At 68.2% G+C, this 17,121-nt stretch carries 18 protein-coding genes; 10 read left to right on the plus strand and 8 right to left on the minus strand.

Going from position 1 to position 17,121, the window contains the following annotated elements:
• Positions 1 to 65 precede the first annotated feature (65 nt).
• From AC3A6P_RS15675 to ppgK, 3 genes are all read right to left on the minus strand, one after another.
• The gene (locus AC3A6P_RS15675; protein ID WP_487692554.1) at positions 66 to 1,157 is read right to left on the minus strand and encodes a methyltransferase; all 1,092 of its coding nucleotides are present in this window, start codon (positions 1,155 to 1,157) and stop codon (positions 66 to 68) included.
• Positions 1,158 to 1,229: 72 nt separating this feature from the next.
• The gene (locus AC3A6P_RS15680; protein ID WP_487692555.1) at positions 1,230 to 2,660 is read right to left on the minus strand and encodes an RNA polymerase sigma factor; all 1,431 of its coding nucleotides are present in this window, start codon (positions 2,658 to 2,660) and stop codon (positions 1,230 to 1,232) included.
• A gap of 187 nt (positions 2,661 to 2,847) precedes the next feature.
• Complete coding sequence (gene ppgK, locus AC3A6P_RS15685) at positions 2,848 to 3,636, minus strand: polyphosphate--glucose phosphotransferase (RefSeq protein ID WP_487692557.1); 789 nt, start codon at positions 3,634 to 3,636, stop codon at positions 2,848 to 2,850.
• A 187-nt stretch (positions 3,637 to 3,823) separates the two neighbouring features.
• Between ppgK and AC3A6P_RS15690 the strand changes: the two genes are divergently transcribed.
• Complete coding sequence (locus tag AC3A6P_RS15690; protein ID WP_487692735.1) at positions 3,824 to 4,660, plus strand: inositol monophosphatase family protein; 837 nt, start codon at positions 3,824 to 3,826, stop codon at positions 4,658 to 4,660.
• Between the two features lie 3 nt (positions 4,661 to 4,663).
• On the opposite strand, the gene cei is transcribed toward AC3A6P_RS15690, so the two are convergent.
• Positions 4,664 to 5,314, minus strand: coding sequence for an envelope integrity protein Cei (gene cei / locus AC3A6P_RS15695; RefSeq protein WP_487692559.1), 651 nt, complete (start codon positions 5,312 to 5,314; stop codon positions 4,664 to 4,666).
• A 179-nt stretch (positions 5,315 to 5,493) separates the two neighbouring features.
• On the opposite strand from cei, the gene AC3A6P_RS15700 reads away from it, so the two are divergent.
• Positions 5,494 to 5,796 (plus strand): DUF4193 domain-containing protein, encoded by a 303-nt coding sequence (locus tag AC3A6P_RS15700; protein ID WP_487692560.1) that lies wholly within the window; start codon positions 5,494 to 5,496, stop codon positions 5,794 to 5,796.
• Between the two features lie 20 nt (positions 5,797 to 5,816).
• Here the strand turns inward: AC3A6P_RS15700 and AC3A6P_RS15705 are convergent, their stop codons facing one another.
• Complete coding sequence (locus AC3A6P_RS15705; RefSeq protein WP_487692562.1) at positions 5,817 to 6,293, minus strand: DUF3093 domain-containing protein; 477 nt, start codon at positions 6,291 to 6,293, stop codon at positions 5,817 to 5,819.
• Positions 6,294 to 6,318: 25 nt separating this feature from the next.
• Between AC3A6P_RS15705 and dut the strand changes: the two genes are divergently transcribed.
• Together dut and AC3A6P_RS15715 are read left to right on the plus strand one after the other, a co-directional pair.
• On the plus strand, positions 6,319 to 6,783 hold the full coding sequence (dut, locus tag AC3A6P_RS15710) for a dUTP diphosphatase (protein ID WP_487692563.1): 465 nt from the start codon (positions 6,319 to 6,321) through the stop codon (positions 6,781 to 6,783).
• Complete coding sequence (locus AC3A6P_RS15715; RefSeq protein WP_487692564.1) at positions 6,783 to 7,529, plus strand: DUF3710 domain-containing protein; 747 nt, start codon at positions 6,783 to 6,785, stop codon at positions 7,527 to 7,529. The genes dut and AC3A6P_RS15715 overlap by 1 nt, the downstream gene beginning before the upstream one ends.
• Before the next feature lie 107 nt (positions 7,530 to 7,636).
• On the opposite strand, the gene AC3A6P_RS15720 is transcribed toward AC3A6P_RS15715, so the two are convergent.
• On the minus strand, positions 7,637 to 8,341 hold the full coding sequence (locus tag AC3A6P_RS15720) for a serine aminopeptidase domain-containing protein (protein ID WP_487692565.1): 705 nt from the start codon (positions 8,339 to 8,341) through the stop codon (positions 7,637 to 7,639).
• 125 nt (positions 8,342 to 8,466) lie between these two features.
• On the opposite strand from AC3A6P_RS15720, the gene AC3A6P_RS15725 reads away from it, so the two are divergent.
• Genes AC3A6P_RS15725 through AC3A6P_RS15735 form a run of 3 tightly spaced genes read left to right on the plus strand, consistent with a single transcriptional unit; the run spans position 8,467 to position 10,948 of the window.
• The gene (locus AC3A6P_RS15725; RefSeq protein WP_487692566.1) at positions 8,467 to 8,838 is read left to right on the plus strand and encodes an OB-fold nucleic acid binding domain-containing protein; all 372 of its coding nucleotides are present in this window, start codon (positions 8,467 to 8,469) and stop codon (positions 8,836 to 8,838) included.
• 53 nt (positions 8,839 to 8,891) lie between these two features.
• Positions 8,892 to 9,533 (plus strand): DUF3159 domain-containing protein, encoded by a 642-nt coding sequence (locus AC3A6P_RS15730; protein ID WP_487692736.1) that lies wholly within the window; start codon positions 8,892 to 8,894, stop codon positions 9,531 to 9,533.
• A 2-nt stretch (positions 9,534 to 9,535) separates the two neighbouring features.
• The gene (locus AC3A6P_RS15735; protein ID WP_487692567.1) at positions 9,536 to 10,948 is read left to right on the plus strand and encodes an MFS transporter; all 1,413 of its coding nucleotides are present in this window, start codon (positions 9,536 to 9,538) and stop codon (positions 10,946 to 10,948) included.
• Between the two features lie 4 nt (positions 10,949 to 10,952).
• Here AC3A6P_RS15735 and AC3A6P_RS15740 read toward each other — a convergent pair whose 3' ends face one another.
• Positions 10,953 to 11,627 carry a potassium channel family protein gene (locus AC3A6P_RS15740; RefSeq protein ID WP_487692568.1) on the minus strand — a complete coding sequence of 225 codons (675 nt, stop codon included), beginning with the start codon at positions 11,625 to 11,627 and terminating at the stop codon, positions 10,953 to 10,955.
• Positions 11,628 to 11,679: 52 nt separating this feature from the next.
• A complete protein-coding gene (locus AC3A6P_RS15745; RefSeq protein ID WP_487692570.1) occupies positions 11,680 to 12,351 on the minus strand; it encodes a potassium channel family protein in 672 nt (223 codons plus the stop codon).
• A 110-nt stretch (positions 12,352 to 12,461) separates the two neighbouring features.
• On the opposite strand from AC3A6P_RS15745, the gene AC3A6P_RS15750 reads away from it, so the two are divergent.
• From AC3A6P_RS15750 to nhaA, 3 genes are all read left to right on the plus strand, one after another.
• Positions 12,462 to 14,459, plus strand: coding sequence for an APC family permease (locus AC3A6P_RS15750; protein ID WP_487692571.1), 1,998 nt, complete (start codon positions 12,462 to 12,464; stop codon positions 14,457 to 14,459).
• Positions 14,456 to 15,622, plus strand: a complete 1,167-nt coding sequence (locus AC3A6P_RS15755; protein ID WP_487692572.1) for a class I SAM-dependent RNA methyltransferase — start codon at positions 14,456 to 14,458, stop codon at positions 15,620 to 15,622. Before AC3A6P_RS15750 ends, AC3A6P_RS15755 begins: the two co-directional genes overlap by 4 nt.
• Positions 15,623 to 15,818: 196 nt before the next feature.
• A complete protein-coding gene (nhaA, locus tag AC3A6P_RS15760; protein WP_487692573.1) occupies positions 15,819 to 17,114 on the plus strand; it encodes a Na+/H+ antiporter NhaA in 1,296 nt (431 codons plus the stop codon).
• Positions 17,115 to 17,121 lie beyond the last annotated feature (7 nt).

Genomic DNA, 17,121 nt, shown 5'->3' on the forward strand with positions numbered 1-17,121 from the left:
CGGAGGTCTTCTTCATGTCACCACGCCACGCCGTAATCCGTACCTAACGTCCGTGGTCAGTACACCTAGACCGGCCGAGCCTCGACGAGCGACAACGGCCCTGCTGTCGGGATGACCCGCGTCTGTCGAAAGCCGGCTCGCGACAACAGCGTTGCGTACTCGCCCGCGGTGCGTTCGCGACCGCCGGAATTGACCAGCATCTCCAGATCCAGCAACAGACCCGGGTGCGGGGGAGCGCCCTGGGGCAAGACCATCTCGAACAACAGCACCACGCCGTCCTCGGCGATCGCGGTGCGGATGTTGCGCAAGATCGTCAGCGCCCGTTCGTCGTCCCAGTCATGGATGATCGCTTTGAGCAGATACGTGTCGGCGCCCTCGGGCACGCGTTCGAAGAACGACCCGCCCTCGGAGGTGGCACGGCTGCTCACCCCGGCGGTCTCGAAAGCCGGCCCGGCGTCGGCCACCACCGAGGGCAAGTCGTAGAGCACCCCGCGGGCCCCCGGAGCCGCAGCCAGGACGGCGGCCAGCAATGCGCCGTGACCGCCGCCCACGTCGACGACGAGGCGGCGCGGCGTGAAGTCGTATGCCGGCACCGCGGCAGTGATCGCCATGGCCGAGACGGCGGTCATGGCATCGTTGAAGACCCGAGCGTACTCCGGATGGGCGTCCAGGTACTCGAAAAGCTGTGTGCCGCGCAGCTTTTCAACCGCGGTCTGGCCGGTCTGCACACAGTGCAGCAATTCGCCCCAATGCTCCCAGTGCGGCGGGCTGCCCAACATCGCGAGCATGGGTGCCATGGAGCCATCGGCATCGGTTCGCAATGTGTTGCCCGCGGCGGTCAGAGCGAAGCGACCATCTCGCCTGAGCCTGAAGATCCCCTGGCTGGCCAGCGCCCGCATCAAGCGGAAAGTGGCATCGGGGTTCGCGCCCACCCGGCGGGCCACGTCGTCGGCCGTCAGCGCGCCGCCTGCCAGAGTGTCGGCGATACTCAGCTCGACCGCGACGTGCAACGCCTGGGTGACCCACGCCCCTTGAGCCAGCTCGACAACGGTGATACTCGCCGGGGCCGTCGCGCGGAGCAGGAAACCGAGCCCGGCGCGCACCCTGCCGACGCCGTTGATCAGCCAGGCCGGCGGGGTTTTCGGGGGAGCGGGCACGTGGCGTAACGATAGCGGCGGTTGTCCCTCGGTGGGGGACAACCGCCGCTATGACAAGAACAAGACGAGTTTCTAGTCCAGGTAGTCGCGCAGCACCTGAGAACGGCTGGGGTGGCGCAGCTTTGACATGGTCTTCGACTCGATCTGACGGATCCGCTCGCGGGTGACGCCGTAGACCTGGCCGATCTCGTCGAGCGTGCGGGGCTGACCGTCGGTGAGACCGAACCGCAGCCGGACCACGCCGGCTTCACGCTCGGAGAGCGTCTCCAGCACCGACTGCAGCTGATCCTGCAGCAGGGTGAAGCTCACCGCATCGACGGCCACCACGGCCTCGGAATCCTCGATGAAGTCGCCGAGCTGCGAGTCGCCCTCGTCGCCGATGGTCTGGTCCAGGGAGATGGGCTCACGCGCGTACTGCTGGATCTCCAGCACCTTCTCCGGCGTGATGTCCATTTCCTTCGCGAGTTCCTCGGGCGTGGGCTCGCGGCCCAGGTCCTGCAGCAGCTCGCGCTGGATACGGCCCAGCTTGTTGATGACCTCGACCATGTGCACCGGGATACGGATGGTGCGGGCCTGGTCGGCCATGGCGCGGGTGATGGCCTGACGGATCCACCACGTGGCGTACGTAGAGAACTTGTAGCCCTTGGTGTAGTCGAACTTCTCCACCGCGCGGATCAGACCGAGGTTGCCCTCCTGGATCAGGTCCAGGAACGCCATGCCGCGACCGGTGTAGCGCTTGGCCAGTGAGACGACCAGACGCAGGTTGGCTTCGAGCAGGTGGTTCTTGGCGCGGTCGCCGTCGCGGCAGATCCACATCATGTCGCGGCGCTGCGCGGCGGGCAGCTTCTCGCCCTTGTCGGACAGCTCCGCCATCAACTGGGTGGCGTAGAGGCCGGCCTCGATGCGCTTGGCGAGCTCGACCTCCTCCTCGGCGTTGAGGAGCGCCACCTTGCCGATCTGCTTGAGGTACGCACGTACCGAGTCGGCGGAGGCGGTGAGTTCGGCGTCCTTACGGGCCTGCCGCAGCGCCTCGGACTCTTCCTCGTCCCAGACGAAGTCGCCGGAGGCCTTGTCCTTTTCCGACGGCTCGGAGATCTCCTCTTCCTCGCCTTCGGTGGCCGGCTTCGCGGGGGTGACGCCTGCGGCCACACCCTCACCCTCGGCTTCGTCACCGTCGGCGTCGTCGTCCTCGATCTCGTCTTCGAGTTCGAGGTCGCCGTCTTCGAGTTCGTCGCCCGGTTCGGCTTCTAGGTCGTCGTCGAGGGTGTCGATCTCTTCGGCGTCGCCGGAGTCATCGCCCTCGGCCTTGGGAGCTGCCTTCTTGGGGCGACCCCGCGCCGGCGCGCCGTCGGCCTTGGCCTTGGTGGCCCGCTTGGCCGGGGCCTTGGTGGCCCGTTTGGCGGGAGCCTTCTTGGCGGGCGCTACTGCGGCGCCTGCCGCAGGATCCTGCACAGCGCTGGGAACTGTGTCTTCGGTTGCCGGGCTTGCTTTTATCGCTGCCACGTACACCCTTTCGGTCTTGCTGACTTTCGGTGGCTATGGGCAAGCGCCACCGAAAGCGTCGGCTATCGGAATTATTCGGCGTCAGTCTCGGGAGGAGTTTCGCCGCTATCCGTGTGGCGGCCGCCTCGACCATTGTAACTACTGAGACGGCCTGCTCCGCGCCGAGCAGGCAAAATTTTCGCCGCTATCAGTGTGTTCCGTGGGTGACGTCACCTTGCGAGGCCATCGCCGCGCCGACAATTCCGGCTGTGTTCTGGAGCGCCGCAGCAACCACCGGGGTGCGGTTCTCGAGCAGCGGAATCCATTTGTCGGCTTTGCGGCTGATTCCGCCGCCGGCGATGAACAGATCAGGCCAGATCGCGTTCTCGATGGCGATCAGCACCCTGGTCACCTCTTTGGTCCAGCGCTCGTAGCTCCACTCCTTGCGCTCTTTGACCGATGAGGCGGCCCGGTGTTCGGCCTCTTTGCCGCCGACCTCCAGGTGACCGAACTCGGTGTTGGGTAGGAGCACCCCGTTGTGGATGACCGCCGACCCGATGCCGGTCCCGAACGTGAGCAACACGATGACCCCGGTGTTGTCCTTACCCGCGCCGAAACGTTCCTCGGCGAGTCCGGCGGCGTCGGCATCGTTGAGCACGGTGACGTCCTGGCCGTTGAGTGCGCCGCTGATGATCTCGTTGACCTGCGTGCCGATCCACGCCTTGTCCACGTTGGCCGCGGTGCGCACCACCCCGTTGGTGACCACACCCGGGTAGGTGACACCCAGGGGCCCGTCCCAGCCGAACTCCCTGACCACCGCGGCGACGGTTTGGGCGACCGCCTCCGGTGTGGCCGGCTGCGGCGTGGGCAGCTTGAAACGCTCGCCGATCAGCAGGCCGGTTTCGAGGTCGACGATGCCACCCTTGACGCCGCTACCTCCGACGTCGATGCCGAAGCCGCGGCGCTGCGCAGAGGAAGACGTATCGGGTGCAGTCATTGCTGTGCTCCTGGCGTGGCTGGCGGTAGGCGATCCACACCTTAGTGTGTCGACGCCCACTTGGTGGCAGTGTCACCGGGTGTGCATCGTGTGTTGCGATAGTGGGGTGACTTCGCAGAGCTCGACGCCCGAATCCGCCCACCCCGCAGCGCCGAGTGCCGCACTCGGTGCCGGTGATCTCGCCCACTTGCGTGATGTGGCGCGACAGATCGCCACCGAGGCCGCGGTGTTCGTCCGGCGCCGACGCGCCGAGGTGTTCGGGGACTCACCGGAAGCCGCCGACGGTGAGGTCGCAACCGGCGCCGTGCGCGCCAAGAGCACGCCCACCGACCCGGTCACGATCGTCGACACCGAAACCGAACGACTGCTTCGGGACCGGCTGGCTCAGCTTCGTCCGGGCGATCCGGTGCTGGGCGAGGAAGGCGGCGGCCCGGCCGCCGGCGTGCCCGCCGGTGCCGTCACCTGGGTGCTCGATCCCATCGATGGCACGGTGAACTTCGTCTACGGCATCCCCGCCTATGGCGTCTCGGTCGCCGCCCAGGTGGATGGCGTGTCCGTGGCGGGCGCGGTGGCCGATGTGGTTTCCGGTGAGGTGTACTCGGCGGCCCTGGGCCAGGGCGCGCATGTCGAAGGACCCGGGGGGCGAAGGGCATTGCGGTGTAATGCCGTCGGCGATCTGTCGATGGCGCTGCTGGGCACCGGTTTCGGGTACGCGCCGAACCGGCGGGCGGCGCAGGGGGTGCTGCTGTCGCAGGTGATGCCGTCGGTGCGTGATGTGCGCCGGATCGGTTCTGCTGCGCTGGACCTGTGCATGGTGGCTGCGGGCCGGCTCGATCTGTACTACGAGCACCGGCTCAACGTGTGGGACTGGGCAGCGGGAGCGCTGGTGGCGGCTGAGGCCGGTGCGCACATGCTCTTTCCCTCTGAGCCCGCGCAGTTGCTGGTGGCCGCCGCACCCGGTGTGGCCGCCGAGTTCCACGGTGTGCTGGACCGGCTGGGCGCCCTGGGGCCCATCCCCGAGTAGGGGTCAGCAGCTCGCCGAGTGGATCTTGGTCAGCAACGCGGGATCGGCCGGCTCGGTGGCGTCGGGCTGCAGGCCGGCCAGTACCGCGTCGATGTCATCGCTGTGGGTCAGCTCGGTGAAGTCGGTGCCGATCACCAGGTCGACGGTGTCGTTGTCGCGCTCGTCGCGAAACAGCTCGGTGCACGGCGCCACCAGCCACACCGCTGCGGCGGCGGCCTCCCCGGACGGGCCGAATCTGATCTGGCCCTGGCAGGTCAGGCGGGTCGAGGCGTAGATCGGGTCGTTGGCGGCCGTGGGCTGGGCGAACCCGAGGTCGCGAAGCTCGCCGGACACCTCGGCGGCCTGGCCGCCCTGACCGCTGGCGTTGAGCACGGTGATCTTGGTGTCGACGAGTTTGGCCGGTTCGACGCCCGCCATGTCGGTGCTGGCGACCTGCTGCCCCAACTTGGGGGTGGCGGGGTCGGCAGGCGGGGGCGGCGGATTGCACACGGCGGCCTCGACCACCTCAGGCGGCCGGGTCAAGGCGATGGTCCAGACCAGGCCGGTGATCACCGCGAGGACTGCGGCCACGACGATGCCGGGCCAGATGTTGCGGCGCCGGAACGGCAAACCCCGCTTGTCGAATGCTGTGCCTTCGGTGATGTGCGCGACCACGCCTGCACTCTAGAGGTCGTCGGCGCTTCGACGGACTGCCGGCTCCGTTCAAGTGTGATGTAAATCACACTTGAACAGAGGGTGTTCCGGGCACGAATCGTTTGGCGGAAGCGTTCGGCACTGGTACAAAGCTCTGCTGGCAAGGCTTGCGAGCGGGGAACCAAGAGGGGAAGAAGACGATGGCTACCGACTATGACGCTCCAAGGCGCAATGAGACCGATGACGTTTCCGAGGATTCGTTGGAGGAACTCAAGGCGCGGCGGAACGAAGCGCAGTCGGCCGTAGTCGACGTCGACGAGGGCGAAACCGCCGAATCGTTCGAGTTGCCTGGTGCCGACCTGTCCGGTGAAGAGTTGTCCGTCCGCGTCGTGCCCAAGCAGGCCGACGAGTTCACCTGCTCGAGCTGCTTCCTCGTTCATCACCGCAGCCGCCTCGCCAGCGAGAAGAACGGGATGATGATCTGCAGCGACTGCGCCGCCTGAGTCCGAGGTTGCGACGTCCGTCAGCTGCGCAGCGCGGACAGCACTCGCTCAGGGTGCCTGCAGCTGACCAGCCAGTACGGGGTGGGGTCGTCGGGGTCATCGAGGACCACCAGGACCATCGGCCCCACCCAGCCCTTGTGCAGCACGTAGGCCGCCGGATCGAGCTGCCGGCCCATGGCGGCTGACTTGGCCGTCCGCGGAATCTCCGCCGACCGGGAAATCACCGACGCGGGTAGGTGCGCCTGCCCGGCCCACAGTTCGGTGGTGCCGCCGGTGGAGATCACCGCCACCTCGGAGCGTCCCAACCACACCAGTGCTGCAGCGGCTACCCCGAACAGCACCGCGAACGCCACCCAGTCGGGGAGCCCCTGAACGCCCTGATTGACCTCCAAGGCAATCAGTCCGGCCAAGCCGAATCCCAATGGCCACCACCACCAAGGCACCCACAGACGCTCGCGGTAGCGCACCGTCTGCGAGGTCTCACGCGTTCCCGCCACCGGGCCAAGAGTAGTCTCATGCCTCGTGTCGACCCGCCTGGCGGTGGTCCGTCTGGACCAGGAACTGCCTCTGCCCAGCCGCGCCCACGAAGGTGACGCCGGCGTGGACCTTTTCAGCGCCCAGGATGTGGAACTGGCGCCCGGCCACCGCGCCCTCGTGCCCACCGGCGTCGCGGTCGCGATCCCCGTCGGCATGGTCGGTCTGATCCATCCTCGATCGGGTTTGGCTGCGCGCGTGGGCCTTTCGATCGTCAACAGCCCCGGCACCATCGATGCCGGCTACCGCGGTGAGATCAAGGTCTCGTTGATCAATCTCGATCCGGTGGCACCGATCGTGATCAGCCGGGGCGACCGGATAGCGCAGCTGATAGTGCAGCGCGTCGAGCTACCCGAACTTGTCGAGGTCTCGTCCTTCGACGAGGCGGGTTTGGGGGACACCACCCGTGGCGAAGGCGGCCACGGCTCATCGGGAGGACATTCGAGCTTGTGATGGCATTCGGAAAACACCACAAAGAAGAGCCGGGCGACGACGCGGCCGAGGCCACGGAAAGCGCGGCTGCGGTCGGTGACGACCTCGATGGCCCGTTCGACATCGAGGATTTCGACGACCCCGAGGTGGCCAAGGTCGGTCGGCTGGACCTGGGCTCGGTGCTCATCCCGATGCCGGCTGCCGGGCAGGTGCAGGTCGAGCTGAGCCAGACCGGTGTGCCGAGCGCTGTGTGGGTGGTGACGCCCAACGGCCGCTTCACCATCGCCGCCTACGCCGCCCCCAAGAGCGCGGGGCTGTGGCGGGAGGTGGCCGGTGAACTGGCCGAGTCGCTGCGCAAGGACACCGCGCAGGTGAGCATCGAGTCCGGTCCGTGGGGCCGTGAGGTGGTCGGGGCCGCCTCCGGTGCGGTGCGTTTCATCGGCGTCGACGGCTACCGGTGGATGATCCGCTGCGTGGTCAACGCCGGCCACGAGACCATCGAGGCGTTGACGGTGGAGGCGCGAAAAGCTCTGGCCGACACCGTAGTTCGTCGCGACAGCACTCCGCTGCCGGTGCGTACGCCACTGCCGGTGCAACTGCCCGAACCGATGGCCGCACAGCTGCGCGCCGCCGCTGAGCAGGCCGCCCAGCAGCAGCAGGGCGCCGGTCAACAGCAGGCGGGTCAGCAGCCGCCGACGCCGGCCGCTCGACGTAGCGCGCAGGGATCGGCCATGCAGCAGCTGCGCAGCACCATCACGGGCGGCTGACCGACGAGCGACTCGCGCGCGGAGCTTGCGGAGTGCGCGGGGAGGAGTCGGTCGAATCGGGCACTGACCGACGAGCGACTCGCGCGCGGAGCTTGCGGAGTGCGCGATCAGGCCGAGATGTCGGTCAGCGCGGCCAGACAAGCCGCGCCGAGCACGGCGGGGTCGTGGCCGAATTCGTCGAGTGTGACCGTGCGCAGCGCGGCATGCGGAGCCGCAGCCACCCATTCCACGCCGACTTCCAGCGGGTGCACGGGATCGTCGGTGGCCGACACCACGCCCATCGGGGCGCGTAGCGTCTCGAGCTGACCACTGGTGGGCGCGACGTACCGGGCGGCTTCCTCCATCGCGTCGGGCAGATCCGGCCACTGGCCCACCCAGGAGCGGGTCAGTTCATCAGCCAACCAGACCGGGCTGGAGTCACGCATCCGCGCGGTCGCGGCCACCAGGCCGTCGCGCCGCAATTCCTGCGCCGAGTGCAACGCGGCTTGCGCCGCGGGCGCCGTGTCCGGGGGGCCCGTCCACGCCGGTAGCGCCGCCAACACCGCGACAATCCGGTCCGGGTGGGCGATGGCCCACGCGGCACCGACCGCAGCGCCCAGCGACACCCCAGCCACCGCGATGGGGCCTTCCCGGGCGGCGTCGTCGAGCGCCTGGCGGTAGCCCGCGATCAGCCGGCCGGGCTGTGGCGCGTGCGGCAGCGGCACGGCACCAACGCTGTGAAGTGCCTGGGCGAAGGCGCGGTAGGTGTAGTCGTCGTCGGAGCCAGTGCCAGGCAGCAGAACGGTCGACACACCGCGCAGATCAACAGCCATGTGGTTGATCGTGCCTGGTATCGGCGGAAAGTGAAGGTTTGGCCGGGGTGCGGCGTGGCAATAGGGAACCAACAGGTCTACCGTGTCGTTGGCACTGTGAATCTGCTGGAATGTCAGGAGTGACCATGGCTGCGGCCGAAGGTTATCTGCGTCGGCTCACCCGTCGCTTGACGGAGGATCCCGAGCAGCGGGACGCCGAGGAATTGACGGACGAAGCGGCCGTCACCGGAGCACAGCGCGCTATCGACTGCCAGCGTGGCCAGGAGGTCACGATGGTGGGGACGCTGCGAAGCGTCGAGGCCAACGCCAAGGGGTGTGCCGGTGGCGTCAAAGCCGAACTGTTCGACGGCACCGACACGGTGACGTTGGTGTGGCTGGGGCAGCGCCGCATCCCGGGTATCGACTCCGGGCGCACGTTGCGGGTGCACGGCCGGGTCGGCAAGCTCGACAACGGCGGCAAGGCGATCTACAACCCGCACTACGAGATTCAGCGGTGACCGAAGACAACACCAGCCAGGAAGCGGAGACCCGCACCAGCGCTCAGGCCCTGATGGACCAGATGGGCGGCGTCAGCGGTCTGATCTACTCCTCGCTGCCGGTCGTCGCGTTCGTACCCGTCTCGTCGGCCTTCGGCCTGGTGCCCGCCATCGTGTCCGCGCTGGCCATCGCCGCGCTGATCCTGGTGTGGCGGCTGGTCCGCAAGGAATCGGTACAGCCGGCGGTGTCGGGGTTCATCGGCGTGGGATTCTGCGCCTTGATCGCCTACCTGGTCGGGGAGGCGAAAGGGTATTTCCTCTACGGCATCTGGATGTCGCTGCTGTGGGCTGTGGTGTTCGCGGTGTCGGTGCTGATCCGCCGCCCGGTGGCGGGCTACCTGTGGAGCTGGGTCGGCGGCAAGGGCAAGGACTGGCGCTCGGTACGCGGTGCCGTGCGGGCCTTCGATCTCGCGACGCTGACCTGGGTGCTGGTGTTCGCGTCCCGTTTCGTGGTGCAGAACCACCTCTACGACGCCGACCAGACCGGCTGGCTGGGCTTCGCCCGCATCGCGATGGGCTGGCCCCTGACCGCGATCGCCGCGCTGGTCACCTACTTCGCGATCAAGGCAGCCCAGCGGGCCATCGAGGCCGCTGAACCGGCCGAACCGGCGCCGCAGCCCGATCTGGAGACCGGTACCGCACGGCAGCCCGACTAGCGATGGCCGGCCGTGACCCGGCCGGCCGGGCGCTGATCGCCGTCACGATCCTGGCGTCGTTCGTCGCGTTCCTCGACGGCTCGGTGGTCAATCTCGCCCTGCCTGCCATCTCCACCGATCTCGGCGGCGGCCTGAGTTTGCAACAGTGGGTGGTCGACGGCTATCTGCTGGCTCTGGGCGCACTCATCCTGGTGGCCGGCGCCGTCTCCGATGCGTTCGGCCGACTTGCGGTACTGCGGGCCGGTCTGGTGTTGTTCGCGCTGGCTTCGCTGCTGTGCGCGGTGGCGCCGAATGGGGCGCTGCTCATCGCGGCGCGCTGCCTGCAGGGCGTGGGTGCGGCATTCCTGGTGCCCAGTTCGCTGGCCATGCTCAACGAGCGGTTCAGCGGGCCGGAGCAGGCCAGAGCCATCGGCATCTGGACGGCCTGGACCGGGACCGCTTTCGTGGTGGGCCCGCTGCTGGGTGGTGTGCTGGTGGACGCCCTGAACTGGCGATGGATCTTCGCGGTCAACCTGCCCCCGGTGGTGCTCACCCTGTACCTGAGCGCCCGGCTGGCCCCACATCCGGCGCCCGCCGCCCGCAGCATCCGCGATGTCGATGGTCTCGGAGCGGCGCTGGCCGCACTGGGGTTGACGGGCACCGTCTTCGCGCTCATCGAACAGCAGCGGCTGGGGCCGTCGCATCCGCTGGTGGTGGGTGCGTTCGTCGCCGGCATCAGCGCTCTGGCGGCGTTCCCGTTCTGGGAGCGCCGGGCCCGTCATCCGATGATGCCGCTGTCGATCTTCGGATCCCGCAACTTCGCGGTGGCCAACGCGGCGACGGTGTTCCTCTACGCCGGGGTGTCGCTGGGGATGCTGCTGGTGACGCTGTTCCTCCAGGAGACAGTGCATTTGAGCGCCACCCAGGCCGGGCTGGCCACGCTGCCGGTGCCGGTGCTGTCGTTCTTCCTGGCGGCGCGGTTCGGTGCGTTGGCGGGCCGGCACGGGCCGCGCGTGTACATGGCGGCGGGCCCGCTGATCGCCGCGGTGGGCTTCGCCCTGATGGCCCGCGTGAACGCGGATTTCGACTTCTGGACCCAGTTGTTGCCCGGCCTGGTGCTGTTCGCCCTCGGCCTGACGATGACGGTGTCGCCGCTGACGGCGACCGTGCTCGGCGCCGTCGACCCGGTGCACAGCGGTATCGGGTCGGCCGTCAACAACGCGGTGTCCCGGATCGCGGGACTGATCGCCATCGCCTTCATGTCCGTGATCGTGGGCAGCACAATCGATTTCGCCGGATTCCAGCGCGGCATGCTGGTGACCGCGGTGCTGTTCGCGACGGCCGGGCTGATCTCCGCCGCCGGAATCCGCACCCCACCCACCACCGCGTCGGTGGCGCCGGTGGACAGCGCGCGCTGTCTGGACCGGGGCCGCTGAGGCTCTAGGAGTTCTGCGCCCCCGCGGGCAGCAGCAGCGCGCGCAGATCGCCTTCGACCTCGGGGGAAGCCACCAGCAGCAGCTCGTCGCCGCCCTCGAGAGGTTCATCGGACTGCGGCACGATCACCCGGTTGCCCCGCAGGATCGTCACCAGCGCCGCATCCCGGGGCAGGTCCAGTTTGCGCACCGGCTTACCACCCCACGGGGTGTCGTCGGGAAGGGTGATCTCCAGCAGGTTGGCCTCACCCTTGCGGAACTCCATGATGTGCACCAGGTCGCCGACCGCAACTGCTTCTTCCACCAGCGAGGCCAACATGCGCGGGGTGGACACTGCCACGTCCACGCCCCAGGCCTCGTCGAATAACCACTCGTTGCGCGGATCGTTGACCCGGGCCACCACGCGGGAGACCGCGAACTCGGTCTTGGCCAACAGCGAGAGCACCACGTTGGCTTTGTCGTCCCCGGTGGCTGCGATCACCACGTCGAAATCCTCGGCGCGCACCGACTCCAGCAGGGACAGCTCGCAGGCGTCGCCGAGCCGCCAGTGGGCGGCGGGAATGGCGTCGACGTCGATGTGCTCGGCATTGCGCTCGATCAGGGTGACGTCATGGCCGTTCTCGACGAGCTCACGGGCGATCGAACGCCCTACGGCGCCGGCGCCGGCAATGGCAACTCTCATCGGCGGCGCTCCTGCCCCTGGATTGCGTCTGCGGGTTCGTCGTCACCGCGCCTCATTGGCCTGCCTCCTCACTGGGCGGCAGCGCCGCGATGGCCATCGCCTCGGCGGCGCGCCCCGACACCGCGGCGATGTAAACCTGGTCGCTGGCCTGGATCACGGTTTTGGGCTCGGGCAGGATTCCGGTGCCGAACCGGATCAGGAAGGCCACGCGCGCACCGGTGGCCGCCTCGAGGTCGGTCACCCGGCGCCCGACCCACTGTTCGTGCAACACCACTTCGGCCACCGATACGGTGCCGGTGGGGTCGCGCCAGCGGGCCGTCTCCGTGTCCCCGGTGAGGGCGTTGAGCAACCGGTCGGTGGTCCAGGGCACGGTGGCAACCGTGGGGATGCCGAGGCGTTCGTAGACCGCGGCGCGTTTGGCGTCGTAGATACGAGCCACCACCTTGCGCACGCCGAAGGTCTCACGGGCCACCCGTGCCGAGATGATGTTGGAGTTGTCGCCGGAGGACACCGCCGCGAAGGCGCCGGCCTCTTCGATGCCGGCGCGTAGCAGGACGTCGCGATCGAAGCCCATCCCGAGCACCCGGTCACCCGGGAAGTCGGGCGAAAGTCGCTGGAATGCCGTGCTCTCCCGATCGATGATGGCTACATCGTGGCCGATGCGGGCCAATCCGTCGGCGAGTGCGGCACCCACGCGGCCGCATCCCATCACCACTACTCGCACCTGGCGTCCTTTCGGCTGGTTCCCTGTGACAGGTCGCCTGCCCACTCGCGGTGAACTGACCGTACGCGGAACGCTACCGCCAATCGTGCATGGGCATACCCTTGGACCTCGTGTCCAAGCTTTCGACCGCCACTCGCCGGTTGGTTCTGGGTCGGCCGTTCCGCAGTGACAGCATGGGGCACACCCTGCTGCCCAAGCGGATCGCGCTGCCGGTGTTCGCATCCGACGCCATGTCATCCACGGCCTACGCCCCCGAAGAGATCTTCTTGGTGCTGTCGGTGGCGGGGTTGTCCGCGTATGCCCTGACGCCGTGGATCGGGCTGGCGGTGGCGTTCGTGATGTTGATCGTGGTCGCAAGCTACCGGCAGAACGTGCACGCCTATCCCTCCGGCGGTGGCGATTACGAGGTGGTCACCACCAACCTGGGCCCGACGGCGGGGCTGACGGTGGCCAGCGCGCTGCTGGTGGACTACGTGCTGACCGTGGCCGTCTCCATGGCCTCGGCGATGTCCAACATCGGATCGGCGGTGCCGTTCATCGCCCAGCACAAGGTGCTCTTCGCCGTCCTGGCGATCCTGCTGCTGATGGGGATGAACCTACGCGGTATCCGGGAGTCGGGAATCGCGTTCGCCGTCCCCACGTACGCGTTCATCGTCGGCATGTTCGTGATGCTCGGGTGGGGGCTGTTCCGCATCTACGTGCTCGGTGATCCACTGCAGGCGGAGTCCGCGGCCTTCGAGATGCATGCCGAGTCCGACGACGTGCTGGGCCTGGCGATGGTGTTCCTGGTGGCCAGGGCGTTCTCGTCGGGCTGCGCGGCGCTCACCGGCGTGGAGGCCATCAGCAACGGGGTGCCGGCGTTCCGAAAGCCGAAGTCCCGCAACGCCGCAACCACCCTGCTGATGCTCGGCGGTATCTCGGTCGCCCTGCTGATGGGAATCATCCTGCTGGCCGAGAGGGTGGGCGTGCAGATCGTCGACGATCCCGCCACCCAGCTCGAGGGCGCCCCTGCCGACTATCACCAGAAGACCCTGGTGGCGCAGCTGGCCGAAACGGTGTTCGGTGGCTTCCACCTGGGCTTCCTGCTGATCACCATCGTCACGGCGCTGATCCTGATCCTGGCCGCCAACACCGCGTTCAACGGTTTCCCGGTGCTGGGCTCGATCCTGGCTCAGGACCGCTACCTACCGCGTCAGCTGCACACCCGCGGTGACCGCTTGGCGTTCTCCAACGGCATCCTGTTCCTGGCCATGGCGGCCATCGCCTTCGTGGTCGCGTTCAACGCCGAGGTGACAGCGCTGATCCAGCTCTACATCGTCGGGGTGTTCGTGTCGTTCACGCTGAGCCAGATCGGCATGGTGCGGCACTGGACCCGGCTGCTGCGCACCGAGACCGACGAGCAGGTGCGTTCCAAGATGTTTCGCTCCCGGATCATCAACACCATCGGATTGCTGTGCACCGGATCGGTTCTGGTGGTGGTGCTGATCACCAAGTTCGTCGCCGGAGCCTGGATTGCCATCGCGGCGATGGTGACGTTCTTCGTCATGATGAAGCTGATCCACCGCCACTACGAGACGGTGGCCCGTGAACTGGCCGAGCAGGAAGCCGAACAGGACGGCTCGATCGTGCTGCCCAGCCGCAACCACGCGGTGGTGTTGGTGTCCAAGTTGCATCTGCCGACGCTGCGGGCGCTGTCCTATGCGCGCGCGACGCGCCCGGATGTGCTGGAGGCCATCACGGTGAGCGTCGACGACGCCGAAACCCGTGAGCTGGTACACAAGTGGGAGGAAAGCGATGTGTCGGTCCCGCTAAAGGTGATCGCCTCGCCGTACCGCGAGATCACCCGCCCGGTGCTCGACTACGTGAAGCGCATCGGCAAGGAGTCGCCCCGCACCGTCGTGACCGTCTTCATCCCCGAATACGTGGTGGGTCATTGGTGGGAACAGGTGCTGCACAACCAGAGCGCGTTGCGACTCAAGGGGCGGCTGCTGTTCGAACCCAACGTGATGGTGACTTCTGTTCCGTGGCAATTGAATTCGTCGGAGAGGTTGAAGAAGTTGGAGCCGCAGTCGGCGCCGGGTGACGCGCGCCGGGGATTCCTCGAATGACCGAACTGACACTGACCGTCGGCGCGGCCGCCAACGGTGGCAGTTGTGTTGCCCGCCATGACGGCCGGGTGGTGTTCGTGCGCTACGCCCTACCGGGGGAGACGGTGCGGGCGCACATCACCGATGAACGCGGAGCATATTGGCACGCAGAGGCTCTCGAAGTGCTCGACCCGTCACCGGATCGGGTGCCCTCGCTGTGCCCGATCGCCGGGGTGCACGGCTCAGGATGCTGCGACATGGCCTTTGTCGACCCCGCCGCGCTGCGGGCCGTCAAGGGTGAGGTGGTGGCCAATCAGTTGCAGCGGCTCGGCGGCTTCGAGTGGTCGGGCCCCGCGCAGCAGGTGGGCGACGCCGGTGCGACGGGCTGGCGTACCCGGGTGCGGTTGGAGGCGGGCGCCGACGGGCGGCCCGGCTTTCACCGCTACCACAGCGCCGAGTTGGTCACCGACCTGCGCTGTGGTCAGCTGCCCGACCGGATGCTGGCCGAGCTGCCCGAAGACGCCATCCGCGCCGGTGATCAGGTGCATGTCGTCGTCGACGACGACGGCGACCGGCATGTGGTCTGCGGTGGCCCGCAGCGGCGCACCCGCGCGGTGGAGGGGGAGTACGAGACCACCCAGCGCGTAGGGCCGCGCACCTGGCGGCTCCCGGCGACGGCGTTCTGGCAGGCGCACCGCCACGCCGCTGCCCATTACAGCCGGCTGGTGACCTCCTGGGCGGCCGCGGAGCCGGGGATGACCGCGTGGGACCTCTATGGCGGCGCGGGTGTGTTCGCCGCAGCGCTGGCCGATGCCGTGGGCGAGCGCGGGCGCGTCATCAGCGTGGACACCTCACGGTCGGCGTCACGGGCCGGGCGGGCGGCGCTCGCCGACCTGACGCAGGTGCACTTCGTCACCGACTCGGTGCGGCGGGCACTGGCGCATCAGCGGAAAGCGGCGGTGGCCGTGTTGGACCCGCCGCGGACAGGCGCCGGCCGCGAGGTGATCGACACCCTGGCGGCGGCCGAGGTGCCGCGGGTGGTGCACATCGGTTGTGAGGCGGCGTCGTTCGCCCGCGATATCGGGCTGTACCGCAAGCACGGCTACCAGGTGCAGGAACTGACGGTGTTCGACGCCTTCCCGCTGACGCATCACGTGGAGTGCGTGGCCCTGCTGACCCGGTAGATCAGGGCCGGAGCTCCTTCGCCTGCTCGTGCCTCGCAGCCTCGGACTCCGGCGTGGGTTTGGGCCGGAGCTCCTTCGCCTGCTCGTGCCTCGCAGCCTCGGACTCCGGCCGTTAGACTCTCGGACGAAAACACGGTGTGCCGGGAAGTCTGGTCGGCGAAGTTGCCCTGAGCTCTGCCTACACCCGGGAGTAGACGTGTCCGACCAGAAACCCACCCGCGCCGCAGCACGCCTGTTCACCCGCGGCTCGTGGCCGGAGACCAAACGCCTGACCGAGGTGCTGCGTCAGGAAACCGTGGGCGGTGTGCTGCTGCTGATTGCCGCGGCCGCGGCGTTGATCTGGGCCAACTCCCCATGGTCGGGCCTCTACCACGACGTATCCGAGTTCCGGATCGGGCCGGCGGCGCTGCATCTCGATCTGTCCATCGCGGCGTGGGCGGCCGACGGCCTGCTCGCGGTGTTCTTTTTCGTCGTCGGTCTCGAGCTCAAGCGGGAGTTCGTCGCCGGCGACCTCCGCGACCCCGCCCGAGCCGCGCTGCCGATTCTGGCAGCGGTGGGCGGCATGGTGGTCCCGGCACTCGTCTACGTGGCCGTCAACGTCGGCAGCGGGTCGTCGGACACGCTGGCCGGCTGGGCGGTGCCCACCGCCACCGACATCGCGTTCGCGGTGGCCGTCCTGGCCGTGATCTCCACCCATCTGCCGAGTGCCCTGCGCACATTCCTGCTGACCCTGGCCGTGGTCGACGATCTGCTGGCCATCACGGTGATCGCGGTGTTCTACACCGATGAGGTGTCACCGGCGCCGCTGGCTCTGGCTCTGATCCCGATCGCTTTGTTCGCATTCGCCGTGCAACGGGGCTTCGCCAGGTGGTGGCTGCTGCTGCCGCTCGGCGTAGTGGCGTGGGCGCTGGTGCACGCCAGCGGCGTGCATGCCACAGTCGCCGGGGTGCTGCTCGGATTCACCGTGCCGGTGCTCGGCCGCCACGCGTGCGCGGAGCGGATGGAACACCTGGTGGGGCCGTTGTCGGCGGGCTTCGCGGTGCCGGTCTTCGCATTCTTCGCCGCCGGTGTGACGGTGGGTGGGCTGGCGGGCTTCGGCGACGCGTTGATGGACCCGGTGACCATCGGGGTGATCGCGGGGCTGGTGTTGGGCAAACCGATCGGCATTCTGGGCACCACATTTGTCCTGGCCAGATTCACCCGCGCCGACCTCGACGACGAGCTGGCCTGGCGTGATGTGCTGGGTGTCTCGATGCTCGCCGGAATCGGCTTCACCGTGTCGCTGTTGATCGGCGAACTGGCGTTCGGGTACGGCACGCAGGAGACCGCCGACACCAAGATCGGTGTGCTGGTTGGCTCCGTCGTCGCAGGTCTGCTGGCCGCGGTGGTGTTGCTGAGTCGCAACCGGGTGTACCGCAGAATCCACGAGAAGGAGACCGCGGACGCCGACCGGGACGGCGTGCCCGACATCTACCAGGCTCATCGCGACTGATCGCAGG

Source organism: Mycobacterium sp. Soil_C_30 (genome assembly GCF_057656995.1).